Here is a 17,585-nt window from a genome sequence, read left to right on the forward strand (position 1 = left end):
GGGGGCGTCCACTAAAATCAGGGGCTAATCAACGATAAACGGGCTGCTGCAACGGCAGTCCCCCAGGAGCCACTCTATGGCCGGTCATTCCAAATGGGCCAACATCCAGCATCGCAAGGGTCGCCAAGACGAGAAGCGCGGCAAGATCTGGACGCGCATCATCCGTGAGATCACTGTGGCCGCCCGCCAGGGCGGTCCGGACATCAAGGACAACCCCCGCCTGCGCCTGGCGGTGGACAAGGCCAAGGCCGCCAACATGCCGGCCGACCGCATCAAGTACAACATCGACAAGGCCAGCGGCAACATCGATGGCCTGACGTACGAAGAAATCCGCTACGAAGGCTACGGCATCGCCGGTGCGGCGGTCATCCTGGACACCATGACGGACAACCGGGTCCGCACCGTGGCCGAAGTGCGTCACGCCTTCAGCAAGTACGGTGGCAACCTGGGCACCGAAGGCTCGGTGGCTTTCCAGTTCAAGCACTGCGGTCAGCTGATCTTTGCCCCGGGCACGTCGGAAGACAAGGTCATGGAAGTGGCGCTGGACGCTGGTGCAGAAGACGTGATCACGGGTGACGACGGCGCCATCGAGGTGCTGACCGCGCCGGCCGACTACGAGACCGTGAAGGCGGCGCTGGAAGCGGCGGGCCTGACGCCGGAGCTGTCGGAAGTGACGATGCGGGCCGAAAACCCGATCGCCATCACCGGCGAGGACGCCGAGCGCATGCAGAAGCTGCTGGATGTGCTGGAAGACCTGGACGATGTTCAGGCCGTGTATCACAACGCTGAATTGAATTGATGCGAGTTCTCGTCATTGGCAATGGGGGCCGCGAGCACGCGCTGGCCTGGAAGCTGGCCCAGAGCGAGCGCGTCAGCCAGGTGTTTGTGGCGCCCGGCAATGGCGGCACGGCGCGTGATGAGCAACTGGAAACCGTCAACATCGGCGTGACCGATGTGAAGGCGCTGGCCGACTTCGCGACGGAACAGAAGATCACCCTGACCGTCGTGGGCCCCGAGGCGGCGCTGGCGGCCGGTGTGGTGGACGAGTTCCGCGCGCGCGGGCTGCGCATCTTCGGCCCCACGCAGGCGGCCGCGCAGCTGGAAAGCTCCAAGGCCTTTGCCAAGGACTTCATGAAGCGCCACGGCATTCCCACGGCCGCGTACGAGACCTTTTCGGACGCGGCGGCCGCCCACGCCTACGTGGACGGCCGTGGTGCGCCCATCGTCATCAAGGCCGATGGCTTGGCTGCCGGCAAGGGCGTGGTGGTGGCGATGACGCTGGCCGAGGCGCACGAGGCCATCAGCTGGATCCTGGAAGACAACAAGCTGGGCGTGACCCACAACGCGGGCGGCGCTCGCGTGGTCATCGAGGACTTCCTCGCCGGCGAGGAAGCCAGTTTCATCGTCGTGTGCGACGGCAAGCATGTGGTGTCGCTGGCCACCAGCCAGGACCACAAGCGTCTGCTGGACGGCGACGCCGGGCCCAACACCGGCGGCATGGGCGCCTACTCGCCGGCACCGGTGGTGACACCCAACGTGCACGCCAAGGTGATGCACGAAATCATCCAGCCCACCATCGCGGGCATGGCCAAGGACGGCCATCCGTTCACCGGCTTCCTGTACGCCGGGCTGATGATCGACGAGCACGGCCAGCCGCGCACCGTCGAGTTCAACACCCGCATGGGCGATCCGGAAACCCAGCCCATCATGATGCGGCTCAAGAGTGACCTCTTCGAGCTGATGATGGCCGCCACCGATGGCACGCTGGACCAGGTCGAGTTGCAGTGGGACCGCCGTGTCGCGCTGGGTGTGGTGCTGGCCGCCGACGGCTACCCGCTCACGCCGCGCAAGGGCGATGCCATCAGCGGCCTGCCGGCCGATGAAGACGACGCCATGGTGTTCCACGCCGGCACCGCCATGGTGGACGGCCAGCTCGTGACCAGCGGGGGCCGTGTGTTGTGCGTGACCGCGCTGGGCGAATCGGTGCGCACGGCCGCGCAGCGCGCCTATGACGTCGCCACGGGCATCCAGTTCGCCGGCCGGCAGTACCGGTCGGACATCGGCCACCGGGCCCTGAAGCGTTGAAGCCCACCCCCACCGTGCTCAACGGGCCGCTACGGCCCCATGGCCGCGAGAGCCGCCTGGCGCGTCGGCTGTTGGGGCTGTTCGGCTGGCGGGTGGAGGCGCCGGGTTTGCCGGCGGAGCAGGGCGTGATCCTGGTCTACCCCCACACCTCCAACTGGGATTTCGTCATCGGCGTGCTGGCCAAGTGGACCCTGGGGCTGCAACTGCGGTTCTGGGGCAAGGACAGCCTCTTCAAGGTGCCCGTGCTGGGCGCCTGGGCGCGCTGGATCGGCGGCGTGGCGGTGGACCGCAGCAGCCCCCACGGGCTGGTGGGCGACACCGTGCGCCAGATGCAAGCGGCGGCTGCACGGGGCGAACGCTTCTGGCTGGCGGCCGCGCCCGAGGGCACCCGTTCGCTGACCCACGGCTGGCGCACCGGTGCCTACCAGGTGGCAGTGCAGGCGGGCGTGCCGGTAGGCCTGTGCTATTTCGACTTCAAGGACCGCGTGGTGTCGCTCACGCGGTTCGTTCAACTGACCGGGGATGTGCAGGCCGATTTCGCCGCCTTCGCCGAGTACCTGGGCCCGCGCACCGGCAAGCGCCCCGAGCTGGCCAGTCCCATTCAACCCAAGCCCCCGCGTCAGCATCCATGAACACCACCGCCGTTCGCGACTATTTGCTGGGCCTGCAGCAGCGCATCGTCACTGCGCTGGAAGCGGCCGACGGCAATCCCTTCCTGCGCGATGGCTGGACGCGGGAGCCCGGCGGCCGGCTGGAGGGCGACGGCCTGAGCCGCCTGATCGAAGGCGGCTCGGTGTTCGAGCGCGGCGGCGTCAATTTCTCGCATGTGAAGGGCCGCGTGTTGCCGCCCTCGGCCACCCAGCACCGGCCCGAGTTGGCGGGCGCGCCGTTCGAGGCCATGGGCGTGTCGCTGGTGCTGCACCCGCACAACCCGTTCGTGCCCACAGTGCACATGAACGTGCGCATGTTCGCGGCGCTGCCGGCCGACGGCCCGGCGGTCACGTGGTTCGGCGGCGGCATGGACCTGACGCCCTACTACGGCTACGAGCGCGATGCCCAGCACTTCCACCGCGTCTGCCGCGACGCGCTGGCCGCGCACGGTGCTGACCTGCACCCCAAGTACAAGGCGTGGTGCGACGAGTATTTCTTTCTCAAGCACCGCAACGAGCCCCGCGGCGTGGGCGGCATCTTCTTTGACGATGTCTCCGACGGCGGTTTCGACGGCGGCTTTGCGCTGATCCGCTCGGTGGGCGACGCGTTCGTGCAGGCCTACCTGCCCATCGTGGAACGCCGCCAGGGCTATGCCTACGGCGAACGCGAGCGTGACTTCCAGGCCTACCGCAGGGGGCGCTATGTCGAGTTCAACCTGGTGTTCGACCGCGGCACGCTGTTCGGCCTGCAGTCGGGTGGGCGCACCGAGTCCATCCTGATGTCCATGCCGCCGCAGGTGAAGTGGCGTTACGACTGGGCTCCCGAGCCCGGCACGCCCGAGGCGCGGCTCTACAGCGACTTCCTGCGTCCGCGCGACTGGGCGAACGAGGAGGCCACCGCCCTGTGGCTGTGAAACTGGCGCTCTTCGGCGGCAGTTTCGACCCGCCGCACCTGGGCCATCTGGCGTTCGCGCAGTTCGCCCTGCGCGCACTGGCGCCGGACCGTTTCGTGTGGTTGCCGGCCGGGCGGCCTTGGCAGAAGCCCGATCAAGTCATGGCACCGGGCGAGCACCGCGTGGCCATGATCGAGGCGCTGATCCGCGGCGAGCCGCGATTCACGGTGGACGACCGCGAACTGCACCGCCGCGGCCCGAGCTTCACGGCGGACACCTTGCGTGAGTTCCGCCGCGAAAATCCGGGTGCGGAACTCATGTTCCTGATCGGGCAAGACCAATACGAGCGCCTGAGCACCTGGTACCAAGTCGAGACCGTGGTGGACCTGGCGACGTTGGTGGTGGTGCCCCGCGCCGGCGAGCCCGTGGTCACGCCGCCGGGGCTGCCGGCGCACCGTTTGCAGGTGCTGGGCTTGCCCGACACCCCTGTTTCGTCCACGGCCGTGCGCAGCCTTGCTGCCCAAGGCCGGGACATCTGCCCCATGGTGGGCGCCGAGGTGGCGAGCTATATTGCTTCGCACCACCTCTACGAGAAGAAGTGAAGAATGGACATTCGCAAGCTGCAACGCGCCATCGTTGATGGTCTCGAAGACGTGAAGGCACAGAACATCGTGGTGTTCAACACCGAGCATCTGTCGCCTCTGTTCGAGCGGGTCATCATCGCGTCCGGAACGAGCAACCGGCAAACCAAGGCGCTGGCGTCCAGCGTGCGCGAAACCGTCAAAGGTCGGGGCATGGCTGTCATGCGCACCGAGGGCGAAGACAACGGCGAATGGATCATCGTGGACTGCGGCGCGGCCGTCGTGCACGTGATGCAGCCTGCCATCCGCGATTACTACCACCTCGAAGAGATCTGGGGCGACAAGCCCGTCAAGCTCAAGCTCGGCAGCGGCGAGGTGAAGCTCGTCAAGGCGTCGGAACCTGAGCCTGTGGCCAAGAAGGCGCCGGCCAAGAAGGCGCCGGCCGCCAAGACCACCGCCAAGACGACCGCCGCCAAGAAGGCTGCGCCGGCCAAGAAGGGCGTGACGCGCGTGGTGGGGGCCAAGACCCCGGTGGTGCAGACCATCAAGGTGGGCGCGGCCAAGCCGGCTGCCAAGAAGGCGGCTCCGGCGAAGAAGACGGCCACCAAGGCCGCACCGGCCAAGAAGGTCGCCGCCAAGGCGCCCGCCGCGAAGAAGCCGGTCGCCAAGAAGGCAGCCAGCAAGCCGGCGAGCAAGAAGGCCTGATGCGTCTGCTGCTGGTGGCCGTGGGCCAGCGACAGCCGGCCTGGGCGGACACGGCGTACGACGATTTCGCCAAACGCTTCCCGCCCGAGCTGCGGCTGGAGTTGAAAGCCGTCAAGGCTGAAACCCGCGGCAGCAAGACCGCCGAGCAACTGATGGCGGCAGAAGCAGCGCGCATCGAGGCAGCGCTACCCAAAGGCGTGCGCCGCATCATCCTGGACGAGCGCGGCGAGCGTCGCACCAGCGTGCAGTTGGCCGAGCGGCTCAAGCTGTGGATGGGCGAGGGGCGTGACGCGGCCCTCATCATCGGCGGCCCGGACGGCCTTCACCCCGACCTCAAAGCCACGGCGGACGAAACCCTGCGCCTGTCAGACCTGACCCTGCCGCACGCGTTCGCGCGCGTGCTGCTGGCCGAAGGCCTGTACCGGGCCTGGACTGTGACCACCGGCCACCCCTACCACCGCGAATGATGCGCGTTTTGTACCTGGCGTCCCAGAGCCCACGCCGCCGGCAATTGCTGGACCAGATCGGCGTGGCGCACGAGTTGCTGTTGCCCGCCGCTGACGAGGATTCCGAAGCGCTGGAAGCCGTAGAGCCGGGCGAGGCGCCGCGGGCTTACTGCGAGCGTGTGACCGCAGCCAAGCTGGACGCGGCACTGGCCCGCCAGTTGGCGCGTGGGCTGCCCGCAGGGCCGGTGCTGTGTGCCGACACGACGGTGGCGGCTGGCGACTTGATCCTGGGCAAGCCGGCCGACGCGGCCGACGTCGCACGCATGCTGGGTCTGCTGTCCGGCCGCACGCACGAGGTCATCACGGCGGTCACGGTGGCCGACGCGACGCAGCGCTTCAGTGCGGTCAGTGTGTCGCAGGTCCGCTTCGCGGCGCTGTCGGCCGAGCAGATCGACCGCTACATCGCCAGCCGAGAACCCTTTGGCAAGGCGGGGGCTTATGCCATCCAGAGCCAAGCCGCGGCCTGGATCGTGAACATTGCCGGAAGCTACTCGGGCATCATGGGGTTGCCCCTCTTTGAGACGGCCTCGCTGTTGTCCAAATTCGGCTACGAGTTCTGACGTCTGCGCGCGCTCGGCGCGCTCACGTCAGCATTCAAAGGTTCGCGATGGAAGACATCCTGATCAACTGGTCCCCGCAGGAGACGCGGGTGGCCGTGGTCGAGAACGGCGCGGTGCAGGAATTGCACGTCGAGCGCACCCTGGAGCGGGGCCTGGTGGGCAACGTGTACCTGGGCAAGGTGGTGCGCGTGCTGCCCGGCATGCAAAGCGCATTCATCGACATCGGCCTGGAGCGCGCGGCGTTCCTGCACGTGGCCGATTTGCACAGCGCCTCGCAGTTCGGCCACGGCCGCAGCCACGGGTCAGATGCGCCGCCCACACCCATCGAGCGGCTGGTGTTCGAAGGGCAGCCGCTGACGGTTCAGGTCATCAAAGACCCGATCGGCACCAAGGGCGCGCGCCTGTCCAGCCAGATCAGCATCGCGGGCCGCATGCTGGTGTACCTGCCGCAGGACGAGCACATCGGCATCAGCCAGAAGATCGGTTCGCCCGAGACCCGGGACGCGCTGCGTGCCCGCATGGTGGCGCTGGTGGGCACGAAGGAGCAGGGCGGGGGTGGCGGCTTCATCTTGCGAACCAATGCCGAAGACGCGACCGACGAAGAGTTGGCGGCGGACATCGCCTACCTGCGCAAGACATGGCACCAGATCCGTGAGAAAGCGCTGCAGACGCCCCCTGCCAACCTGCTGCACCAAGACTTGAGCTTGGTGGAGCGGGTGTTGCGCGACCTGACCAGCGAGCGCACGGGCCACATCCGCATCGATTCCAAGATGCAGTACGACGTGTTGCGCCAGTTCGGCGAGACCTTCATGCCGGCCGTGACGGCCAAGCTGGAGCACTACCGGGGCGAGCGGCCGATTTTTGACCTGTGCAATGTGGACGCCGAAATTGCACGGGCGTTGGCGCGCAAAGTGGAGTTGAAGTCGGGAGGCACGCTGGTGTTCGACCAGACCGAGGCCATGACGACGATCGACGTGAACACGGGCGGTTTCGTCGGCGCCAAGAACTTCGACGACACCATCTTCAAGACCAACCTGGAGGCGGCCGGCGCCATCGCCCGGCAGCTGCGCTTGCGCAACCTGGGTGGCATCATCATTGTCGATTTCATCGACATGACGCGCGAAGAGCACCGCACGGCGGTGCTGGCGGAGTTCAAAAAGCAGCTGAGCCGCGACCGCACGAAGGTCACGGTGGGTGGCTTCACGCAGTTGGGGCTGGTGGAGATGACCCGCAAGCGCACCCGCGAGTCCCTGTCGCGCATGCTGTGCGAGCCGTGTCCGACCTGCGAGGGCCGGGGGCAAGTGAAGACCGCGCGCTCCGTTTGCTACGACATCCTGCGCGAGATCCTGCGCGAGGCGCGGCAGTTCTCACCGCGTGAGTTCCGCGTCGTTGCGGCGGCCAACGTGGTGGAGATGCTGTTGGACGAAGAAAGCGCGCATCTGGCCGGCCTGTCCGACTTCATTGGCAAGCCAATCTCGCTGACCGCTGAACCCACCAACCAGACCGAGCACTACGACATCGTGCTGCTGTGACTGGGCGCGCGGGCCGGCGAAATGCGGCCCTGTCTGACGGCAGCGCGGGGTGTGCTGCGGCAGAATCCCGCGCCATGCAAGTTCTCCCTGTTGTTGCCTCCCGTCGTCGCAGTCTGTTGGCCCTGACGGCCCTGCTGGGGGCACCCGCGCTGGCCCAGGTTCGCATTGACATCGCCGGCGTCGGCGGCAGCCGCATTCCGGTGGCCATCGTCGATTTCCGCGACGACGCGCGCAGCGCCCAACCCGTGGCGGCCATCATCCGCGCGGACCTCGAACGCAGCGGCCTGTTCCGCAGCGTGGATGCGCCGGCGGGCCTGCATGAAAACAGCGTGCCCGTGTGGGCGGATTGGCGCGCCCGCCAGGCCGACGCGCTGGCGGCCGGTTCGGTCACGCGGCTGGCCGACGGGCGGCTGGACATCCGGTTCAAGCTCTGGGACGTCGTCAAAGGCACCGAGCTGGTGGGCCAGGCCCAGGCGGTGCATCCGGACGATGCGCGGCTGGCGGCGCACCGCATCGCGGACGCCATCTACGAGAAGTTGACCGGCGAGAAGGGCGTGTTTGCCACGCGCATGGCCTACGTCACCAAGGCCGGCCCGCGCTACAGCCTCGTCGTGGCCGACGCGGACGGTGAGGGCGCCAAAGTGGCGCTCGCGAGCCCAGAGCCCATCATCTCCCCCGCCTGGTCGCCCAACGGCCGTGAGCTGGCGTATGTGAGCTTCGAGAGCCGCAAGGCCACGGTTCGTATTCAAGACATCCAGACCGGCCAACGCCGCGTGTTGGCGGACTTCAAAGGCACCAACAGCGCCCCGGCGTGGTCGCCGGATGGCCAGCAACTGGCGCTGAGCCTCTCGCGCGACGGCGGTACGCAGCTGTTCCTGATCAACCGTGACGGGTCGGGCCTGCGCCGGCTCACGCAAAGCAGCGCGATCGACACCGAGGCCTGCTTCGCGCCGGACGGCAGCAAGATCTACTTCGTCAGCGACCGGGGCGGTGGCCCGCAGGTGTACCGCATGCCGGCGGCCGGCGGTGCCGCCGAGCGCGTCACGTTCAACGGCAGCTACAACATCAGCCCGGCGATCAGCCCGGACGGCCGCACCATGGCCTACGTGACGCGCGTGAACGGTGCGTTCCGGCTGTGCGTGATGGACCTCGCCACTGGCCAGTCGCAGCAGATCAGTGACGCCAACGACGACGAGAGCCCGGCCTTCGCGCCCAACGGCAAGCTCATCGTGTACGCCAGCCGCGCCGGCGGCAAAGAAGTGCTGATGACCACCACGCTGGACGGCAAGATCAAGACACCCTTGCTCGTCACGTTGGCTGAAGTTCGCGAGCCCACGTGGGGCCCGTTTACGCGGCCGTAACCTGCCGATCTGCGGCATGTTGGACAATCCGGCGCCCGTGTTTTGCGGTGCCGTCCCCGTTTTTCCTTGCACCTGCCCTTTGTGGAGACCACTCGAATGAAACTGACCCGCTTTGCGCTCACCCTGATCGCCACCGCCGCCATGGCCGGTTGCGCATCCAACGTCAAGCTGGACGAGCCCGCGCCGGTCGAGACCCGCCAGCCCACGCCGCCCGTGGCCGCTCAGCCCCAGCCGGCCCAACCGGCCCAGACGGCCGTGCCGACGGTGGACCTGTTCAGCCAGTACACCCAGCAAGTGCAAGACAAGCGCGTCGTGTACTTCGACTTCGACAGCGATGTGGTCAAGGAAGAGTACCGCCCGCTGGTGGATCTGCACGCCAAGCGCCTGAACGCCAACAAGAAGGCCGCGCTGAACCTGGAAGGTCACACCGACGAGCGCGGCGGCCGCGAATACAACCTGGCCCTGGGTCAGCGCCGTGCTGAAGCCGTGGCCAAGTCGCTGACGCTGCTGGGTGTGGCTGCCAACCAAGTGGAAGCCGTGAGCTTCGGCAAGGAGCGCCCGGCCGCCCAGGGCACCGGCGAAGCCGTGTGGGCCAAGAACCGCCGCGTCGAGCTCAAGGACAAGTGATCTCCATGCGCGTGCTGCGACTGACGCTGCTGGCGCTGGCCGCCAGCGCCGCCTGGGTGCAACCCGCCCAGGCGGGCCTGTTTGAAGACGACGAGGCTCGCAAGGCCATCCTGGAACTGCGCGGCAAGGTGCAGGCCAATGAGGATGCGGCCAAGCAGCGCGCCGAGCAACTCAACGGGCTGATCCAGGACCAGATCCAGCCGCTGCGCCGCAGCTTGCTGGACCTGAACGGTCAGATCGACGCTTTGCGCGCCGAGGTGGCCAAACTGCGCGGCGCCAACGAACAGTTGGCCCGCGACCTGGCGGACACGCAGCGCAAGCTGACGGATCAGTCGCAGTCGGTCGAGGCACGCCTGAAGCCGCTGGAGCCGCAGAAGGTGAGCCTGGACGGCCGCGAATTCCAGGTCACGCCGGACGAACGCAACCAGTACGAGGCCGCCATCGGTCTGGTGCGCCGGGGCGAGTTCGCCGATGCCGTGGCTGCGCTGAATGCCTTCCTGAAGCGCTTTTCGGCCAGCGGCTACACCGACTCGGTGCGGTTCTGGCTGGGCAACGCCCAGTACGGCAAGCGCGACTACAAGGACGCCATCGCCACCTTCCGCGCCTTCATCAACGGCAACGCGGAACACCCGCGCGCGGCCGAGGCGCTGCTGGCACTGGCCAACTGCCAGATCGAGCTGAAGGACAACAAGACCGCGCGCCGCAGCCTGGAAGACCTGATCAAGGCCTACCCTGCGACCGAAGCCGCTCAAGCGGCCAAGGAACGCCTGCACGCGCTGAAGTGAGCCATGGATCGGCACGACGCTGATCTGGAGCGCCGCTTCGGCGGGCTCCGCCGGCTCCACGGCGAGGCCGCCTACCAGCACCTGCGCGCTGCGCATTTCGTGGTGGTGGGTCTTGGGGGCGTGGGCTCCTGGGCGGTTGAGGCGCTGGCCCGCAGCGGTGCGGCGGCGTTGACGCTCATCGACCTGGACCAGGTCTCGGAATCCAACATCAACCGGCAGATCCAGGCGCTGGGCTCGACGGTGGGCATGGCCAAGGCTGAGGCCTTGCGTCTGCGCATCGAGGACATTCACCCGGGCTGCGCGGTCCGCGTCATCGAAGAGTTTGTTGAGCCCGACAACTGGCCCGCGCTGCTGGGCGGCGGCGAGGTGGACGGACTCATCGACTGCTGCGACCAGGTGCGGGCCAAGGCCGTGCTGGCGGCTTGGGCGCGGGAGCAGGGCGTGCCGTTCGTGACGGTGGGCGCAGCGGGCGGGAAGCGTGAACCGCATCGCGTGTTGCTGGACGATCTGAGCGACACCACGCATGACCCGCTGCTGGCGTCACTGCGGCAGCGCTTGCGCAAGTTCCACGGCGCACCCCGGTCCGGGCGCATGCAGGTGTCGTGCGTCTATTCGCGAGAGCTGGTTCACCTGCCGCCCACGGACGGTGAAGCCTGCGATGTGGACGGCAGTTTGAATTGCCACGGCTATGGGTCGAGCGTGGCCGTCACGGCGACGTTCGGGCTGTGCGCGGCGGCGGAATTGCAGCGACTGCATCTGGTGCGTCGCGAAGTCGTGCAAAAAGTCTGAAAACTTCTTGCTGGCCTGCTGAAATTGTGTCTACAATAGCAGGCTCTGCTTGACACGGGATGTTAGCTCAGTCGGTAGAGCAGCGGACTTTTAATCCGTTGGTCGCAGGTTCGAATCCTGCACATCCCACCAAATATTTTTGGTGTGTTTCTAAAAAACACGCTATAATGATTGGCTTAGCAAGCGACAAGCTTGTTGAATCGGGCTCTTAGCTCAGTTGGTAGAGCAGCGGACTCTTAATCCGTTGGTCGTAGGTTCGAATCCTACAGGGCCCACCAAAATTACTGAGCAAAAAGGATCTGTCGTGAGACAGGTCCTTTTTTGTTTTTCGGCCGGCCGTTTCTGCACGTTGCGGCGGGTCACAAGCCCAGCAAGGCTTTCGCGCGGGCCAGGTGTTCGAGCCGGTCGTCCAGGCCGTTGTAGCCGCCATTGATGCGCTTGGTCACCGCGCGGGCGTCGTCGGCTTCGGCCAGGGCGCCGATGCCGTGAGACTGCCAAAACCAGCACGCCACATCGACGCAGGCCATCGGGTCGCTGGCGATGCGCTCCGGTGCACTGACGTAGTCAATGCCTGTGAACCGGCTGTACTCGCGGTAGTTGTTGCGGCCGGTCAGCTGGATCAGCCCGCGCCCCTTGAAGCGCGGGCCGTCACCGGGTTCGACGTTGCCCAGGTCGGTGCGGCCGTTGTAGGCGTTGCCGTCGGCCAGTTCCTCTGCATACAGCAGCGAGCCAGACTCGTGCGCGAGTTGGGCGATGAAATGGGCGATTTGGAGCGGCGTGTTGATGCCGTATCGCGTCATGCCCGCCACCAAGGGCTCGAAGTAGAGATCGATGCGCCGCGGCATGGCGCGGGGCATGACGAGGCCGAGTTTTTCCTTCGTGGGGCCGGGCGGCAGCCCCGCCAGCAGCCGGCGCAGCGTGGCATCGCCCGGGGCGACGAGGCCGTCAGATGCCGGCAGCCCCATCGCTCGGGTTTCGAAGGCCTGAATCGCCTGGATGGTGTTGGGGCCGATCTGTCCGTCGACGCTCAATGGCGCGCTGCCCGGGGCAGTCCAGGCCGCGAGGTTGAGGTTCAGCAGCACCTGGATGATGCGGACGTCCGCCACATCGTTGCGCGCGGCAAGGCCCACGCTCTTGGCTATGCACATGTCGAGGCTCCGGGAATGGCCAGCGCCTGCACCATAGTCGCGCGCCCACCCGCTGCGAATCCCCAACGCAGCGGATGCTGCGGCGTCAGGTGCTGCCTGGCTGCAGGCGGTCCCACCAGGGCGTGTCGCCGATTTCGGCGCGCAGGTGGTCGATGAACAACCGGGCCTTGGTGGCGTGGCTGCGCCCCGGCAGACGCACTGCGTGGATGGCCGGCAGCCCCGCCGCCGGAGCGGCCTCGAACTCTTCGGGAAACAACGCCACCAGTTCGCCCGAGCGCAGGTGATCGCACGCCACCCAGGTGGCGATGTGCATGACGCCCAGCCCGTGGAGTGCTGCTTGCAGCATGCCGTCCTTGTCGTCGGTGCGGTAGCGGCCGCGCACCGGCAGGGGCTGGTTGCGGTTCACGCCCGGGTACCGCCAGACAAAGCCCGGGGCCGGCGGCGTGGCCACGGTGATGCAGTCGTGGTGCAGCAACTCCTCGGGGCTGCGCGGGTGGCCGGCGCGGGCCAGGTAGGCCGGGCTGGCGCAAGTCACCAGCCGCACCTGGGCGAGCGTGGTGGCGCGCAGGTCGCTGTCGGGCAGCAGCCCGATGCGGATGGCGACATCCATGCGCTGCTCGGACAAATCCACGATCTGGTCGATCAAGTGCAGGTCGACTTCGATCTCCGGGTAGCGCTGCAGGAAGCTGGCCAGCGCGCTGACCACGTGCCGCCGACCGAACGCCGTTGGGGCGGTCACGGTCAGCAGACCGCGCGGGTCGCCGTCGTCGGCGTGCAGGGCTTCCTTGGCGCCGGCCAACTCGCCCAGGATGCGTCGGGCGCGGGGCAGGAACTGCTCGCCCGCATCGGTCAGCGCCAGCCGGCGCGGGCTGCGGTGAAAGAGCTTGGAGCCCAGCTCGGCCTCCAGCGCGTCGATCTTGCGCGTCACCGACGACACCGCCACCGCCTGGCGCCGGGCTACCTCCGAGAAATTGCCCGCCGCAGCCACGGCCAGAAAGGTTTCGAACGACTCGATCATTGGCTTTGCTTAATTTGCAAAATGAATTTGCACATCGTGTGATTGTTCTGGATAACGCAAAGCAAAACAATCCACCCCGTTCGCGAACGATCCTCGACTTGACCTGCCGCCTGGTGCGGCGCTCGGCAGCCCGCTGCCAGTTTTTGAAAGTGTGTTCCTGATGTTGGCTTCTCTTGTTTCTCGCCGCGCTCTGGCGCTTGGCGTGTCGCTGCCGTCGCTGTCGGCCTTGGCTGTGGCGGCGGTGATGGCGCTGGGCGGCGCTGCCGTCGCTGGCTTCGCGCTGCCGGCCCAGGCTGCCGCGCCGCAGCTCAAGGCGCAGGCGCCGGGCTGGTACCGCTTCATGGTCGGCCAGGTGGAAGTGACCGCCCTGAGCGACGGCACCGTGGCGCTGCCGGTGGATCAACTGCTGCATGCGCCCGCCGGCCGTGTGGCGGAAGGGCTCAAACAGCATTTCCAGACCGCGCCGCTCGAGACCTCGGTCAATGCCTGGCTGCTGAACACCGGCAGCCGGCTGGTGCTGGTGGATGCGGGCGCTGGCGGCCTGTTCGGCCCCACGCTGGGCCAACTGGTGGCGCAGATCCGCGCGGCCGGGTATCAGCCGGAGCAGGTGGATGACATCCTGATCACCCACATGCACCCCGACCACGTCGGCGGCCTCGCCGCCAACGGCCAGCGCGTGTTCCCGCAGGCCACCGTGCATGTGGATAAAGCCGATGCCGATTTCTGGCTGTCTGCCGAGCGGGCCCAGGCGGCGCCGGACGCGATGAAGGGCTTCTTTCAGGGGGCCCAGGTGTCCCTCAGCCCCTACGCGCAGGCCGGCCGCCTGCAGCCCTTCGAGCGAGACGGCGAAGTGGTGCCGGGCATCCGTGCGGTGGCGGCCCGTGGCCACACCGCGGGCCATGCCATCTACCGCGTGGAAAGCCAGGGCCAGCGCCTGGCGCTGATTGGTGACCTCATCCACGTCGCCTCGGTGCAATTGGCCTCGCCCGACGTGACGATTGCGTTCGACAGTGACGAGCCCCAGGCTGCCGCCACCCGAGCGCGCGTGTTCGGTGAGCTGGCGCGCGACGGCAGCCTCGTGGCCGCCACGCATTTCAGCTTCCCCGGTGTGGGCCGCCTGCGCCAGGCCGGCAAGGGCTGGCAATGGGTGCCGCTGGACTACAGCAGCCAGGTGCGCTGAAGTGCGTTCAGGCCGGGTGGGTCAGGGCAGCGGCCGGATGCTGCCGCCCAGGCTGCCCGGCGGGTGGGTGTCGGTGAACAGCTGCCACACCCGCCCCGTTTTGGCCTGTTGCTGAAAGGCCTGGCGCAGCCGTCGACGGTCAGCAGACGACAGCGATTGCCGCGACAGGTACACGCCGCTCTCCGACCAGCCCAACTCGTCCAGCGGCTCGATGCGCACCTGCCGCACCACGGCGGCGCTGTCGGTGTCTTGCACCAGGGTGCCGATGAGGATGGATGCCGTCATCACGGTGCCTTGGGCCAGGCCTTCACGCAGGGCGCGCACCACGCCCGTGACATCGGCTTCTTCGATCACGCGCCTTTGTTGCCTCAACAGCAGCACCGCGTTGTCGTACGCCGGGCCGAAGCTGAAGCCTCGCACCACCGCCAGCTTGAAGTCCGGCTGCGCCAGCAACTCGGTGAACGAGCGCGGCGCCGGCCGGTCCCGGTTGATGGTGAGCAGGCTGGCCCGCACCTGAATCAGCGGCACGAATTCGCCATCGCGGTCCCGCGTGGGTGAGGCGGAGGCCGGGATCAGTACATCCGCCTGGCCGGACTCGAACATCTTCTGCAACCGGGCGCGTGGCACCCGGGACATCTGGAACTCGCAGGCACCGCCGGCGGCCATCTCGCGCAGCAAGGTGGGGTAGACACCCGCGGCGCGCTCGCCGTCGAAGCTCACGCTCAGGCCGATGGGAGCCATAGGCGTTTCCATCGGGCGTGAACAAGCCGGCTGCGCGACCGCGCTGTGTGCCAGGCTCCAGAACATCCACGCCCACAGCGCGGTCCGTCGAACGCTTGTGCTCATGCCCATTGAGTGTTGCTGCGGCGCCGCTGCCGCAATCGGGCCATTGTGCTTCAGGGCCTGTGGCGACCCCGTGCCGCTTTCACGTCAGATGGGCCCTACATGCCAAGCGACTCGTGTCTGAATTGGCATCCCTGCCGTCGTGGATACCGTCACTGCACGTCCACTGCCGAGCTTCCACCATGGCGCCCCTCGTTGATCGCTTGCTGCACTGGCTGGAGACTGCCGACGCGGCGCTGAACGAACGACAGCTGACCACCCTGGCCGCCACGGTGGTGGTCATGGCCGGGCTGCTGAGTTTGGCGGTGTGAGGGCTTGGCCTGCAGGGCCTCCGGCACCGCCGGAGTCAGCGAGGTGCGCGCAGCCGCGCCGCTAGGGCCTCGAACTCTGGCGCCACCGATGCGGCAGCAGCGTCGTTCAGGTGCGCCCGCAGCACGCGCCGCAGGGTTTCTGGCTGGGGTGTGAGCGGGCCGGCAAAGCGCACATGGGCGGCATCGGCCACCAGCAGCGTCGGGAAGGTCTCGATGTCCAGCTCGCCCACGAGTTCAGCCTCGTCCTCGATGTCGATCCAGCGCACGTCGGCCTCCGGCCCCAGCAGCTCGCGGCAGGCTGCTTGAAAGACGTCTTGGTAAGACTCACAGGTGCGGCACCAGGCGGCGCAGAGACAGGCAACGTGCAGGGACATGCCCGCCATGGTGCCACGGCCGGCGCGCGCCCGGGGCCAGGCGGGGGATGCGGGCGGTGGACGGCGGCTGAGGGGCGTGAAGCGCCGGTGAACGCGGGTGAAGCCAGGCAATTCCCGCGCTGGTTGGCCTTTTGCCCGCAGCCAAGGCCTGGAAGATGACGCGCAGAGCCCTCCTGCCTTCGTTCCGCCTGCGCCATGGTCACCAGTGTCAACACGTCCTTGCTCAGTTACCTGAGCGCCCAGAGCTCCGACGGCACGGCCACCACCCACTGGGCGGCCAGCAAGGCTGCGGCGATGAGTACCAGCGCCACCAGCACCAACACCAGCACCAAGGCCACCGCCGGCACCGTGCCCAAGGCGGCGCTGGACCGCGCCGCGAGCAGCGCGAAGTCGCAGGCCGCGGCCCATCGGCTGGAAGCCAACGAGAAAAAACTCGCCACCGACCTGCGCGCCGCCATGGCCAAGGCTGGCGTCAAGCTCGGCGGGGCGGTGGAGTTCTCGGTGAAGAGCGACGGCACGGTGCAAACCAAGGCCAGCGATGCCGACAAGGCCGCCATCAAGACCTTCCTCGGCGCCGACACCAGCCAGCCCAGCTTTGCCAACCGCATCGCCAGCCAGGCCAAGGAAGCGCTGCAGTTGTCCACCAGCATCCAGCAAAGCGCAGCCATCTCGCAAGCGGCTCGGCTGGCCGGCAGTTCCGGCGGCGTCATGTCGCTCTACAACAGCTTCATGCAGCAAAGCAGCGCCACCACCGTGGTGTTTTCAGTGTCGGCATCGTCCAGCTCGCTCACGTACCCGGGCTCGCTCAGCACCAACGCCTGACGCCGTGCACGCACGGTCAACCCGTGCCGACAATCTGCCGCAGCACCCGTTCCTCCAGCTCGGCAAAGCCCGGCGCCGTGCGTGAGCGCGGGCGGGGCAGCGCCACGGCGGCGTCCAGCGCGATGCCGCCGCGGTCGATCAGCAGCACGCGGTCGGCCAGGGCCACGGCCTCGGCGACGTCGTGGGTGACGAGCAGCGCCGTGAAGCCGTGGCGGCGCCACAGCTGCTCGATGAGGCGGTGCATCTCCAGGCGCGTCAGCGCATCCAGCGCGCCCAGCGGCTCGTCCAGCAGCAGCAGGCGCGGCCGGTGCACCAGCGCACGGGCCAGGGCCACGCGCTGGCGCTGGCCGCCTGACAGCGTGGCCGGCCAGTCGTTGCCACGCCCGGCCAAGCCGACCTGGCCCAGCGCTTCCATCGCGCGGTCTCTTGCGTCCCGGCCCGGCAGGCCCAGCGCCACGTTGTCCACCACGCGCTTCCAGGGCAGCAGGCGTGCGTCCTGGAACATCAGCCGGCGCTCGTGCGCCTCGCCGGCTTCCACGTGGCCGGCGGTGGGCGCATCCAGCCCGGCGATGAGGCGTAGCAGCGTGCTCTTGCCGCAGCCGCTGCGGCCCACCAGGGCGACGAACTCGCCCGGAGCCACGTTCAGGTCCAGGGCGTGCAGCACGTGGCGCGTGCCGAAGGACTTGGCCACGCCGCGCAGTTGCAAAGCCAGGCCCGGCGAGGGCGCGCGGGTGGGCTCAGCCACGGCCAGGGGTTCGTGCATCAGCGGCGGGGGGAGCGACGGGGTCAGTGGCGGGGTCAGCGGCGGGTAATCG

21 protein-coding genes and 2 tRNA genes are annotated in these 17,585 nt (G+C 67.8%); 18 read left to right on the forward strand and 5 right to left on the reverse strand.

The genetic code is table 11. The features are described from left to right. The first annotated feature begins 76 nt into the window (after positions 1-76). From ACG01O_RS03445 to ACG01O_RS03515, 15 genes are all read left to right on the forward strand, one after another. Complete coding sequence (locus tag ACG01O_RS03445) at positions 77-799, forward strand: YebC/PmpR family DNA-binding transcriptional regulator (RefSeq protein WP_394381409.1); 723 nt, start codon at positions 77-79, stop codon at positions 797-799. Next, the gene (purD, locus tag ACG01O_RS03450) at positions 799-2,085 is read left to right on the forward strand and encodes a phosphoribosylamine--glycine ligase (protein ID WP_394381411.1); all 1,287 of its coding nucleotides are present in this window, start codon (positions 799-801) and stop codon (positions 2,083-2,085) included. Before ACG01O_RS03445 ends, purD begins: the two co-directional genes overlap by 1 nt. Then, on the forward strand, positions 2,082-2,717 hold the full coding sequence (locus ACG01O_RS03455; RefSeq protein ID WP_394381413.1) for a 1-acyl-sn-glycerol-3-phosphate acyltransferase: 636 nt from the start codon (positions 2,082-2,084) through the stop codon (positions 2,715-2,717). Before purD ends, ACG01O_RS03455 begins: the two co-directional genes overlap by 4 nt. Continuing rightward, complete coding sequence (gene hemF / locus ACG01O_RS03460) at positions 2,714-3,649, forward strand: oxygen-dependent coproporphyrinogen oxidase (protein ID WP_394381415.1); 936 nt, start codon at positions 2,714-2,716, stop codon at positions 3,647-3,649. Before ACG01O_RS03455 ends, hemF begins: the two co-directional genes overlap by 4 nt. Next, a complete protein-coding gene (nadD, locus tag ACG01O_RS03465; protein ID WP_394381417.1) occupies positions 3,646-4,230 on the forward strand; it encodes a nicotinate-nucleotide adenylyltransferase in 585 nt (194 codons plus the stop codon). The genes hemF and nadD overlap by 4 nt, the downstream gene beginning before the upstream one ends. 3 nt (positions 4,231-4,233) lie before the next feature. After that, entirely contained in the window at positions 4,234-4,914 is a 681-nt protein-coding gene (rsfS, locus tag ACG01O_RS03470) for a ribosome silencing factor (RefSeq protein ID WP_394381418.1), read from the forward strand. Continuing rightward, a complete protein-coding gene (gene rlmH, locus ACG01O_RS03475) occupies positions 4,914-5,381 on the forward strand; it encodes a 23S rRNA (pseudouridine(1915)-N(3))-methyltransferase RlmH (protein WP_394381420.1) in 468 nt (155 codons plus the stop codon). The genes rsfS and rlmH overlap by 1 nt, the downstream gene beginning before the upstream one ends. Then, positions 5,378-5,980, forward strand: a complete 603-nt coding sequence (locus ACG01O_RS03480) for a Maf family protein (protein ID WP_394381422.1) — start codon at positions 5,378-5,380, stop codon at positions 5,978-5,980. Before rlmH ends, ACG01O_RS03480 begins: the two co-directional genes overlap by 4 nt. 47 nt (positions 5,981-6,027) lie before the next feature. After that, complete coding sequence (gene rng / locus ACG01O_RS03485; protein ID WP_394381424.1) at positions 6,028-7,512, forward strand: ribonuclease G; 1,485 nt, start codon at positions 6,028-6,030, stop codon at positions 7,510-7,512. Between the two features lie 74 nt (positions 7,513-7,586). Continuing rightward, a complete protein-coding gene (tolB, locus tag ACG01O_RS03490; RefSeq protein ID WP_394381426.1) occupies positions 7,587-8,873 on the forward strand; it encodes a Tol-Pal system beta propeller repeat protein TolB in 1,287 nt (428 codons plus the stop codon). Between the two features lie 96 nt (positions 8,874-8,969). Continuing rightward, on the forward strand, positions 8,970-9,500 hold the full coding sequence (pal, locus tag ACG01O_RS03495) for a peptidoglycan-associated lipoprotein Pal (protein WP_394381427.1): 531 nt from the start codon (positions 8,970-8,972) through the stop codon (positions 9,498-9,500). A gap of 5 nt (positions 9,501-9,505) precedes the next feature. Continuing rightward, positions 9,506-10,285, forward strand: a complete 780-nt coding sequence (ybgF, locus tag ACG01O_RS03500) for a tol-pal system protein YbgF (RefSeq protein WP_394381429.1) — start codon at positions 9,506-9,508, stop codon at positions 10,283-10,285. A 3-nt stretch (positions 10,286-10,288) separates the two neighbouring features. After that, a complete protein-coding gene (locus ACG01O_RS03505; protein ID WP_394381431.1) occupies positions 10,289-11,074 on the forward strand; it encodes a tRNA threonylcarbamoyladenosine dehydratase in 786 nt (261 codons plus the stop codon). Between the two features lie 56 nt (positions 11,075-11,130). Then, a tRNA-Lys gene (locus ACG01O_RS03510) sits at positions 11,131-11,206 on the forward strand. 70 nt (positions 11,207-11,276) lie between these two features. Further along, positions 11,277-11,352: transfer RNA gene (locus ACG01O_RS03515), tRNA-Lys, on the forward strand. An 81-nt stretch (positions 11,353-11,433) separates the two neighbouring features. Here ACG01O_RS03515 and ACG01O_RS03520 read toward each other — a convergent pair. Together ACG01O_RS03520 and ACG01O_RS03525 are read right to left on the reverse strand one after the other, a co-directional pair. Beyond that, positions 11,434-12,222, reverse strand: coding sequence for a glycoside hydrolase family 19 protein (locus ACG01O_RS03520; RefSeq protein WP_394381433.1), 789 nt, complete (start codon positions 12,220-12,222; stop codon positions 11,434-11,436). 85 nt (positions 12,223-12,307) lie between these two features. Then, entirely contained in the window at positions 12,308-13,240 is a 933-nt protein-coding gene (locus tag ACG01O_RS03525) for a LysR family transcriptional regulator (RefSeq protein ID WP_394381435.1), read from the reverse strand. 160 nt (positions 13,241-13,400) lie between these two features. Between ACG01O_RS03525 and ACG01O_RS03530 the strand changes: the two genes are divergently transcribed. Further along, a complete protein-coding gene (locus tag ACG01O_RS03530; protein WP_394381437.1) occupies positions 13,401-14,420 on the forward strand; it encodes an MBL fold metallo-hydrolase in 1,020 nt (339 codons plus the stop codon). A gap of 21 nt (positions 14,421-14,441) precedes the next feature. Here the strand turns inward: ACG01O_RS03530 and ACG01O_RS03535 are convergent, their stop codons facing one another. Beyond that, the gene (locus ACG01O_RS03535) at positions 14,442-15,161 is read right to left on the reverse strand and encodes a hypothetical protein (protein ID WP_394381438.1); all 720 of its coding nucleotides are present in this window, start codon (positions 15,159-15,161) and stop codon (positions 14,442-14,444) included. Between the two features lie 284 nt (positions 15,162-15,445). Here ACG01O_RS03535 and ACG01O_RS03540 point away from each other — a divergent pair, with 284 nt between their 5' ends. Further along, positions 15,446-15,574 carry a hypothetical protein gene (locus tag ACG01O_RS03540; RefSeq protein WP_394381440.1) on the forward strand — a complete coding sequence of 43 codons (129 nt, stop codon included), beginning with the start codon at positions 15,446-15,448 and terminating at the stop codon, positions 15,572-15,574. Positions 15,575-15,609: 35 nt separating this feature from the next. Here the strand turns inward: ACG01O_RS03540 and ACG01O_RS03545 are convergent, their stop codons facing one another. Next, positions 15,610-15,948, reverse strand: a complete 339-nt coding sequence (locus tag ACG01O_RS03545; protein ID WP_394381442.1) for a thioredoxin domain-containing protein — start codon at positions 15,946-15,948, stop codon at positions 15,610-15,612. Between the two features lie 195 nt (positions 15,949-16,143). Here ACG01O_RS03545 and ACG01O_RS03550 point away from each other — a divergent pair, with 195 nt between their 5' ends. Further along, positions 16,144-16,770 carry a hypothetical protein gene (locus ACG01O_RS03550; protein ID WP_394381444.1) on the forward strand — a complete coding sequence of 209 codons (627 nt, stop codon included), beginning with the start codon at positions 16,144-16,146 and terminating at the stop codon, positions 16,768-16,770. 16 nt (positions 16,771-16,786) lie between these two features. Here ACG01O_RS03550 and ACG01O_RS03555 read toward each other — a convergent pair whose 3' ends face one another. Then, the gene (locus tag ACG01O_RS03555) at positions 16,787-17,533 is read right to left on the reverse strand and encodes an ATP-binding cassette domain-containing protein (protein ID WP_394382496.1); all 747 of its coding nucleotides are present in this window, start codon (positions 17,531-17,533) and stop codon (positions 16,787-16,789) included. Between the last annotated feature and the right edge of the window lie 52 nt (positions 17,534-17,585).

It is taken from the genome of Pelomonas baiyunensis, from assembly GCF_043555935.1.
Classification (GTDB): domain Bacteria; phylum Pseudomonadota; class Gammaproteobacteria; order Burkholderiales; family Burkholderiaceae_C; genus Pelomonas; species Pelomonas baiyunensis.

Coding starts and splice junctions, on each gene's coding strand:
- ACG01O_RS03445 (WP_394381409.1), top strand. CDS start 77: ATGGCCGGTCATTCCAAATGGGCCAACATCCAGCATCGCAAGGGTCGC.
- purD (WP_394381411.1), top strand. CDS start 799: ATGCGAGTTCTCGTCATTGGCAATGGGGGCCGCGAGCACGCGCTGGCC.
- hemF (WP_394381415.1), top strand. CDS start 2,714: ATGAACACCACCGCCGTTCGCGACTATTTGCTGGGCCTGCAGCAGCGC.
- rsfS (WP_394381418.1), top strand. CDS start 4,234: ATGGACATTCGCAAGCTGCAACGCGCCATCGTTGATGGTCTCGAAGAC.
- rlmH (WP_394381420.1), top strand. CDS start 4,914: ATGCGTCTGCTGCTGGTGGCCGTGGGCCAGCGACAGCCGGCCTGGGCG.
- ACG01O_RS03480 (WP_394381422.1), top strand. CDS start 5,378: ATGATGCGCGTTTTGTACCTGGCGTCCCAGAGCCCACGCCGCCGGCAA.
- rng (WP_394381424.1), top strand. CDS start 6,028: ATGGAAGACATCCTGATCAACTGGTCCCCGCAGGAGACGCGGGTGGCC.
- tolB (WP_394381426.1), top strand. CDS start 7,587: ATGCAAGTTCTCCCTGTTGTTGCCTCCCGTCGTCGCAGTCTGTTGGCC.
- pal (WP_394381427.1), top strand. CDS start 8,970: ATGAAACTGACCCGCTTTGCGCTCACCCTGATCGCCACCGCCGCCATG.
- ybgF (WP_394381429.1), top strand. CDS start 9,506: ATGCGCGTGCTGCGACTGACGCTGCTGGCGCTGGCCGCCAGCGCCGCC.
- ACG01O_RS03505 (WP_394381431.1), top strand. CDS start 10,289: ATGGATCGGCACGACGCTGATCTGGAGCGCCGCTTCGGCGGGCTCCGC.
- ACG01O_RS03520 (WP_394381433.1), bottom strand. CDS start 12,222: ATGTGCATAGCCAAGAGCGTGGGCCTTGCCGCGCGCAACGATGTGGCG.
- ACG01O_RS03525 (WP_394381435.1), bottom strand. CDS start 13,240: ATGATCGAGTCGTTCGAAACCTTTCTGGCCGTGGCTGCGGCGGGCAAT.
- ACG01O_RS03530 (WP_394381437.1), top strand. CDS start 13,401: ATGTTGGCTTCTCTTGTTTCTCGCCGCGCTCTGGCGCTTGGCGTGTCG.
- ACG01O_RS03535 (WP_394381438.1), bottom strand. CDS start 15,161: ATGGCTCCCATCGGCCTGAGCGTGAGCTTCGACGGCGAGCGCGCCGCG.
- ACG01O_RS03540 (WP_394381440.1), top strand. CDS start 15,446: ATGGCGCCCCTCGTTGATCGCTTGCTGCACTGGCTGGAGACTGCCGAC.
- ACG01O_RS03545 (WP_394381442.1), bottom strand. CDS start 15,948: ATGTCCCTGCACGTTGCCTGTCTCTGCGCCGCCTGGTGCCGCACCTGT.
- ACG01O_RS03550 (WP_394381444.1), top strand. CDS start 16,144: ATGGTCACCAGTGTCAACACGTCCTTGCTCAGTTACCTGAGCGCCCAG.
- ACG01O_RS03555 (WP_394382496.1), bottom strand. CDS start 17,533: ATGCACGAACCCCTGGCCGTGGCTGAGCCCACCCGCGCGCCCTCGCCG.